The following is a 7989-nucleotide window of genomic DNA, read 5'->3' on the forward strand; positions in this document are numbered from 1 at the left end:
AGGGCTCCAAAAAGGCACTTGTTGCGAAATGGTGCTGTCCTGTGATGGCTCACAGGGATATCGCCTGATTTTTGGAAGCGTGGGCGGCGCCAAGGAGATCACTCGTTGGGTGCAAAATGGCGAAGTACAGCCGGGTGTTCCGGAAATTCGTTTTTATAACTTGAATCAAGTTCGTATGACGAATTTTGTGTTTTACGGCGCGCTTCTCGTTCTGGCTGCGGCGGCCTTGCTGGTGCCGGTTCGCCTGAATGGAAAATGGACTCGTTTGGCCTATCACATAGCGGTGATTGGGCTCACGGCCTGTCTGGCGGAATACGTTTTGGAGAGTTGTAACGCCACCGGCCTTACGGCTTTGCCAAAAGTTTCGCTGTTGCTGAATGTGCTTTTGATCGGTTCGGCGGGACTGCTTTTATATGTGATTAGCCGACGTTGCCAAATTGCTGTTTTGGCAATGGATCTATTCTTTTTGGGACTTGCGGCAGTCAATTATTATACGCGCATGTTTCGGGGAACCGTGCTCACGGCACAGGATGTATTTGCGGCGGGAACGGCAATGCGTGTCATGTCCAGTTATCAGTTCACCTTGGGCTGGGAAATTTGTATATTGCTGGCAGCGGCAATATTGACGCTTGTTCTTGCATGGCGAGAACCCCCCGCCATCGAAAAAAGGGAATACCGCGTTTTTCGGGCGGTGATAGGCATGTTGTGCGTAGTGGTTTATGGAGCGGCGATGTTCCCGCCCGTTTATACACGCCTTGGTATGGATGATCATACATTCCTTCTGGAGCGGGCTAGCAAAACCAATGGTTATTGGGAGACAATACTGATCAATCTGAACAATCCTTTGTTTGAAAAACCGGATGGATATTCAGATGATGCTGTGCGTCAACTCGCATCTCAGTATCCGGCGGATCCGGGAGAGCAAACGCCCAACATTGTTGTGGTGATGGTGGAGTCTTTGGCGGATTTTTCCCGTTTGGGAGATGTGCCGGCCGAAGAAGATGCACTGCCGTTTCTCCACAGTTTGGAAGGGCGGGATGATGTTTACAAAGGCGAGTTGGTGGTCCCGGTATTTGGCGGCGGAACAGTGAATACCGAGTTCGAAGCGCTGACAGGCTGTTCGTCGGCCTCTATGCCTGGCCTTGTTAATCCGTACAGTCAGCTCATCGAAGAAAAGGAAGTGGCCGCAATGCCTTCCTGGTTGGAACAGTGCGGATATTCCTCGTGGGCGCTTCATTTGGAGAAGGCGGCGAATTGGAACCGTAACGACGCCTATCCGTTTATGGGTCTTGAAAATTTTACGGATATTTCCCAAGTGGATACAAGTACTTTGACCACGGTCCGTTCCGATGAAACATCGGAGTATATGCGCGCCTCGGATGCTTCTCACTATGCGCAGATTGAGCAGAATTTTGAAACGCGCTCAGCGCAACCCTATTTCAGTTTTTCGGTTACCATGCAAAATCACGGCGGTTATCTTGCGCCTGGATTTGATAGTCCGGTAAAATTGGATGAGGGTAAGAATTATCCGCTGGCCGAGCAGTATTTGGGTCTGGCGTGGTACTCGGACGACGCGTTCCGTCAGTTTTTGGAATATTGGGAACAGGTGGACGAACCTACGATGATCGTTATGTTTGGCGATCATTTCCCCAATGTGGAAAAAGAATTTTTTGACGAGGTATTGGGAACGGATCGGGATCAACTTGCGGGACAAGCCCGCCTGTTGGTGCAGACTACGCCGGTAGTTATCTGGGCCAATTACGATGTGGATTACTCTGTTCTTCCCGCGTGCTTCAGTGCCAACTATCTCAGTGCAGCGGTGCTTCATACGGCCGGAGCCCCCATGAATTCTTTCCAGCAGTACCTGTTCTCGCAGATGCAGCAAATGCCTGTTTATTCCCGTTACGGTTTTGTGGACGCGCAAGGCGTTTATTATGAGACATTGGCAGGAACGCCGTATGAGTCCATGAGCCGTGATTATGAACTGTGGCAATACGGCGCTTTGGAGCGCGCGCAAGAGCTTTCGGATGTATTTTTCTTGGATGAATCAGCATCGTAGTCTTGAAGGGAGATTTTTATGAAATCTTGTCCGCACATTTACATTGCAATTTCCTGCTATGGCCAGGAGAACTACATTGAAGATTGTCTTTTGCACCTGTTGGCGCAAAGGGGAACATTTACGGCTGAGGTGCATGTTTTTGACGATGCGTCTCCCGATCATACACAGGAACGCATCGAGCAAATTCTGGCTTCCAATCCAGATCATCCGTCTATGACCTTCCATCTGGATTATAACTCTTCTAATATGGGCATGCCCGAAAACACCAAACAGATTCTCCGTGCTATGCGCGCATGTGATGCGGACTATTGTTGCATCCTTGAGGGAGATGATTACTGGCTCAGCCCGTTTTATCTTCAAAAACACATTCAAATTTTGCAAGAGCATCCCGAATATTCCATGAGCAACAATCAGCTTTTGTTTTTGCTGGAAAATACGGAGTTCGAGACACCTTGTTTTCGTATGCGGGAATATCCGGCAAACGTGCAAAACGCACAGGCCCTCACGGCCGAAATGCAGGCGTACGACAATTATTCCGGAAACTTTTCATCCAATGTATACCGGCGCAGCGTGCTGCAGAAAATTCCGGAGGACTTTTTAGATTTGCCGTATGTGGATGATTGGTTTGTAAATCTTTTGATGGCTCAATATGGCGGCATTGCTTGCCTCAAAGAACCGCTGAGTGTTTACCGTGTTCATGGGGGTGGCGTTTGGAGCGGCCGAAAAAAAGAGGAGAAAACCTCTTATGAAGAAAATAATATCTGGATGAGAATGCGTTATGTACGCACCCATTTTCCGCATGCGTATTGGCAGGAATTTGCGCATTTTTCTCAAGTATATGCACATCTTCCGATGGAAGGAAAATTGTTTTACCATGGCCGCAATGGACAATTCAATGAGGAACAGTGTCTGCGAGTATACTATTCGTTTGCGGATGCGACCCATTTTGAGATAAAGGCGGATTTGACTTCGCTTCCAGATGACACGCAAGCGTTGCGTTTTGATCCCTGTGAGGGTTGGATGGTCCGAACCCGCGATTTGGAAATTCGGGTCAACGACAAAATTTGTTCTGTGGAGCCGGATGCCGGTGCGCGTTTGGATGAAGATGGAAGTACTTTGTTGGCTACAACGGATCCCATTTTTTATCTTCATCCCAAACTCCCACTTTTTCAGCGCAAATTGCGGAGCCTGGAAATTCGGGGCCAAATTTGGTTTTATGCGGATGAGCAAGACTGCAAATTGCGCTGAAGAGTGCGCCGTGAAAATCCAATATTTTTAAGAGTTTCAGCTTGATTTTTCAAGGACTCGTGTGGTATACTATATAAGCTGCCGTACTGCGGCATACCCGGACCCGGTGGCCGGCGAATCCTCAATTGGTTACCGACACTGCGTCCAGGGCCTATTTTAAGAAAAGAGGAGTTATTGCAATGGAAAACAAACAGACCATCATTGAATCCGCTCGCATGCATGAGACCGACACTGGTTCTCCTGAAGTTCAGGTTGCGTTGCTGACTGCGCGCATCAATCACCTGACCGAGCATCTGAAAACCAATAAGAATGACCATCACAGCCGTCGCGGCCTGTTGAAAATGGTTGGCCGCCGCCGCAATTTGCTGGCCTATCTGCAGAAGAAGGACATTGAGCGTTATCGTGCCCTGATCGCAAAACTCGGCCTGCGCAAATAAGAACAGTTTAACCGAAGGCAGACGGGCGCAGCCCTCTGCCTTTCGGTGTATTTTGTTGCAATCTATTTTGTATTCAACGGGAAGGTTGTTAGCAATAAATCGAGTGCGCGTGACAGACGTACATTGGATTTGTTGCTAAAGCCTCCCTTGAAAATAAATGATTTGTTTTTGTAAGGAGGCAACGTTATGGCATTGGAATTCTCCTCCAAAAAAGAGACATTCCCCAATTACCGTAAGTTTGAAACCGAACTGGCCGGCCGTCCCTTCATTGTGGAAACCGGAAAAATGTGCGGGCTGTCCAACGGAAGCTGCATGATCAGCTATGGTGATACCCGCGTGCTGTGCAATGTAACTATGTCCGAAAAACCCCGCGAAGGCGTGGACTTCTTCCCCCTCTCGGTGGATTTTGAAGAGAAATTGTATGCAGTGGGCCGTATCCCCGGTAGCTTCATGCGCCGTGAGGGCCGTCCTGGCGAGAAGGCCATCCTGACCTCTCGTGTAGTGGACCGTCCCATTCGTCCGCTGTTCCCCAAAGATATGCGCAACGACGTTTCCGTGGTCATGACGGTCATGAGCGTGGATCAGGATTGCAGTCCTGAGATCGCTGGCATGATCGGTACTTCCATCGCGATTTCCATTTCGGATATCCCCTGGAAAGGGCCTATCGCGGGCGTATACATGGGCCTGGTGGACAATGAGTTGGTCATCAACCCCACTGAAGCACAGCGCGAAAAAAGCGAGTTGCAACTGACTGTGGCCGCAAGCATGGAGAAGATCGTCATGATCGAGGCTGGTGCCAATGAAGTGGACGAGCACACCATGTTGAATGCCATCAAAGCGGCGCATGTGGAGATCAAAAAGATGATTGAGTTCATCAACTCCATTGTGGCCGAGATCGGCAAGCCCAAGAAAGAGTTCCAGTCTATGGAGCTGGATCACGATTTGTTTGAGGCTGTCAAGGCCGAGTTCCTGGACGACTTTAAGGCCGCCATGGACACGGACGACAAAAACGTGCGCGACATGCGTCTTCTGCCCATCCGCGACCGTATTTCCGAGAAATACGGCGAAGAGTGGGGCGAGGCGACTGTTGAGGAAATCATGTACAAGATGCAGAAGTTCGTGGTGCGCCGCTGGCTTCTGGATGAAGGCAAGCGCGTAGACGGACGCGGTATCAATGAGATTCGTCCTCTGGCAGCCGAAGTGGGCCTTCTGCCCCGTGTGCATGGCTCCGGCATGTTCACCCGCGGACAGACTCAGGTTCTGACTACTTGCACGCTGTCTAGCTTGCGCGATGCTCAGATTATGGACGATTTGTCCACTGAGGAGACCAAGCGTTATATTCATCATTATAACTTCCCGCCCTATTCTGTGGGCGAGGCTCGCGCACCTCGCAGCCCAGGCCGTCGTGAAATCGGCCACGGTGCTCTGGCTGAGCGCGCGTTGCTGCCTGTGATTCCCTCTACGGAGGAGTTCCCCTATGCGCTGCGTCTGGTGTCTGAAGTGCTGTCTTCCAACGGCTCCACCAGCCAGGCTTCCATCTGCGGTTCTACGCTGGCACTGATGGATGCGGGCGTTCCCATCAAAGAGCCCGTAGCCGGCATTTCCTGCGGCCTGATCACAGAAGGCGACCGCTGGATGACCATGCTGGACATCCAGGGCGTTGAAGACTTCCACGGCGATATGGACTTTAAGGTGGGTGGCACCAAGAACGGTATCACCGCCATTCAGATGGATATCAAGGTGGATGGCTTGACCTATGACATCATTGAGGAAGCGTTTGAGAAGTGCCGCAAGGGCCGGCTGTATATCCTCAACGATATCATGTTGCCTGTAATCCCTGAACCGCGCAAAGAACTGTCCAAATATGCGCCCAAGATGCTCAGCCTGAAGATTGACGTGGATAAGATCAAAGACGTCATCGGTAAGGGCGGCAAAGTGATTCAGGAGATCTGCGCCAACTGCAACTGCAAGATCGACGTGGAAGAGGACGGCAGCGTGTTTATCAGCGCTATCAATCAGGAGGATGGCGAGCGTGCTTTGCACACCATCAAGACCATTGTGGAAGATCCTGAGATCGGCGCCATCTACAAAGGCCGTGTAACTCGTTTGATGACCTTCGGTGCTTTTGTAGAAATTGCACCGGGCAAAGAGGGTCTGGTCCACATCTCCAAGCTGGATACCAAGCGTGTGGAGAAAGTGGAGGATGTGGTTGCCGTGGGCGATGAGCTGCTGGTAAAAGTGACCGAAATTGACCAGCAGGGCCGCATTAATCTGTCCCGCAAAGATGCTTTGGCTGATTTGGCTGCAAAGCAGGGTAAATAAGTTTCGCCTTTTACAGGCCGCGCATGATTGCGCGGCCTGTTTTTTTTCGCAAGCGGATTGACGAGGAAGATTTTGCATATTATACTAAATAAGTATAATAAATGAAATGGAGAAACTGCCATGGAATGCACCATTATCAAGCGCGACGGTACGCGACAGGCGTATGCCCCCCAAAAGATTGTCCAGGCGATGAGTAAGGCGTTCGCTGACACAGGAGCACCTGTAGATGATGACCGATTGCATCGGCTGCTGGCCCGGGTGGAGGAACGCCTTGTTCCACGGCCCGAAGGGTGGAGTGTGGAACAGATTCAAGACATTGTAGAGAGGGTCCTTATGGAAGAAGGACACTACAATGAGGCCAAAAGTTATATTTTGTATCGTGACAGGCGAACGCAACTGCGGACATTGCGGGCGCAGATTGTGGCGGCAACCGGTTGCGCAGCGCTGGAGCCTGTGCTGGCGGCTATTCAAAGAGACTATGGTGACGTGTGCGATTTGGGAACTCTTCAGGCCAAATTTGCGGGATTTGGCAAGCCGGGAATGGAACAGTCTCAGTTGCTGCAGGCTCTTACCAGAGCGGCAGTAGAGATGACAGGCCCGGAGTCGCCGGCCTGGGACTATGTGGCTGCCCGCTTGCTTCGCTTTTCTTTTGGGCAGGAATTGCAGGCTCAGATGGAACGTCGCAAGATTTTTTCGTTTTATGAGAAATTGCGCTATTTGACGGAAAAAGGTCTGTACGGCGAATACATTCTCAGCGGCTACAGTCGTTCGGAGATTGAACAGGCTGCTTGCTTTTTAGACGATGGACGAGATCAACTATTTACCTACGCGGGATTGGATTTGCTGCTCAATCGGTACGTCATTCGCTCTCGCAGTCACGTGCGTTTGGAAACACCCCAGGAGATGTATCTGGGCATTGCGTTGCATTTGGCGCTGCCGGAAAAAAAGGACCGAATGAACTGGGTGAAAACTTTTTACGATATGCTGAGTTTGCAGCAAGTGAGCATGGCCACGCCTACGCTTTCCAATGCGCGTAAACCATACCATCAGTTGTCCAGTTGCTTTATTGATGTGGTGCCGGATAGTTTGATTGGAATCTATCGTTCCATTGATAATTTTGCTCAAGTCAGCAAATTTGGGGGCGGTATGGGCATGTACTTTGGCAAGGTGCGTGCCACCGGCGGCAGCATTCGCGGGTTCGAAGGTGCGGCCGGAGGAGTCATTCGCTGGATTCGCTTAGTAAATGACACCGCCGTGGCCGTCGATCAGTTGGGTATGCGGCAAGGCGCAGTGGCTGTTTATCTGGACGCTTGGCATAAGGATCTGCCCGAATTTTTGCAGTTGCGCACCAACAACGGTGACGACCGGATGAAAGCCCACGATGTATTTCCGGCAGTGTGTTATCCGGATTTGTTCTGGAAGCTTGCCAAAGAGGATCTGGATGCCCAGTGGGCATTGATGTGCCCTCATGAAATTTTGACGGTAAAAGGTTATGCACTGGAGGATTACTGGGGCGAAGAGTGGGAGCGCCGCTATTGGGATTGCGTAAAGGATCCCCGAATCTCCAAACGCATGGTCACAGTGAAGCAGATCGTACGCTTGGTGCTGAAGAGTGCCGTAGAGACAGGTACGCCGTTTACCTTCAACCGGGATCTGGTCAACCGTATGAATCCCAATGGCCACAAAGGGATCATTTACTGCTCCAACCTTTGCACAGAGATTGCGCAAAACATGGCTCCGATCGAACAGGTCAGCCAGACGGTTGAGACTGAGCACGGGGACACCGTGGTGGTCACCCGAACCCGTCCGGGCGAGTTTGTGGTGTGCAACTTGGCCAGTTTGTGTCTGGGCAATCTGCCGGTCGAAGACGACGAGACCCTGCGGAAAGTGGTTTTTGCCGCGGTTCGGGCGTTGGATAACGTG

5 protein-coding genes are annotated in these 7989 nt (G+C 51.0%); all 5 read left to right on the forward strand.

Annotated elements, in window-relative coordinates; all coding sequences use genetic code 11:
• On the forward strand, positions 1-2059 hold a 2059-nt coding region (locus AB5H98_RS11930), incomplete at its 5' end, for an LTA synthase family protein (protein WP_367926118.1).
• Between the two features lie 18 nt (positions 2060-2077).
• The gene (locus tag AB5H98_RS11935) at positions 2078-3307 is read left to right on the forward strand and encodes a glycosyltransferase family 2 protein (RefSeq protein WP_367926119.1); all 1230 of its coding nucleotides are present in this window, start codon (positions 2078-2080) and stop codon (positions 3305-3307) included.
• A gap of 179 nt (positions 3308-3486) precedes the next feature.
• The gene (gene rpsO, locus AB5H98_RS11940; protein ID WP_367926120.1) at positions 3487-3744 is read left to right on the forward strand and encodes a 30S ribosomal protein S15; all 258 of its coding nucleotides are present in this window, start codon (positions 3487-3489) and stop codon (positions 3742-3744) included.
• 186 nt (positions 3745-3930) lie between these two features.
• The gene (locus AB5H98_RS11945; protein WP_367926121.1) at positions 3931-6066 is read left to right on the forward strand and encodes a polyribonucleotide nucleotidyltransferase; all 2136 of its coding nucleotides are present in this window, start codon (positions 3931-3933) and stop codon (positions 6064-6066) included.
• A gap of 120 nt (positions 6067-6186) precedes the next feature.
• Positions 6187-7989 (forward strand): ribonucleoside-diphosphate reductase subunit alpha (locus AB5H98_RS11950; protein ID WP_367926122.1); only part of this gene is annotated, 1803 nt, incomplete at its 3' end.

This window comes from uncultured Ruthenibacterium sp., assembly GCF_963558415.1.
Classification (GTDB): domain Bacteria; phylum Bacillota; class Clostridia; order Oscillospirales; family Ruminococcaceae; genus Ruthenibacterium.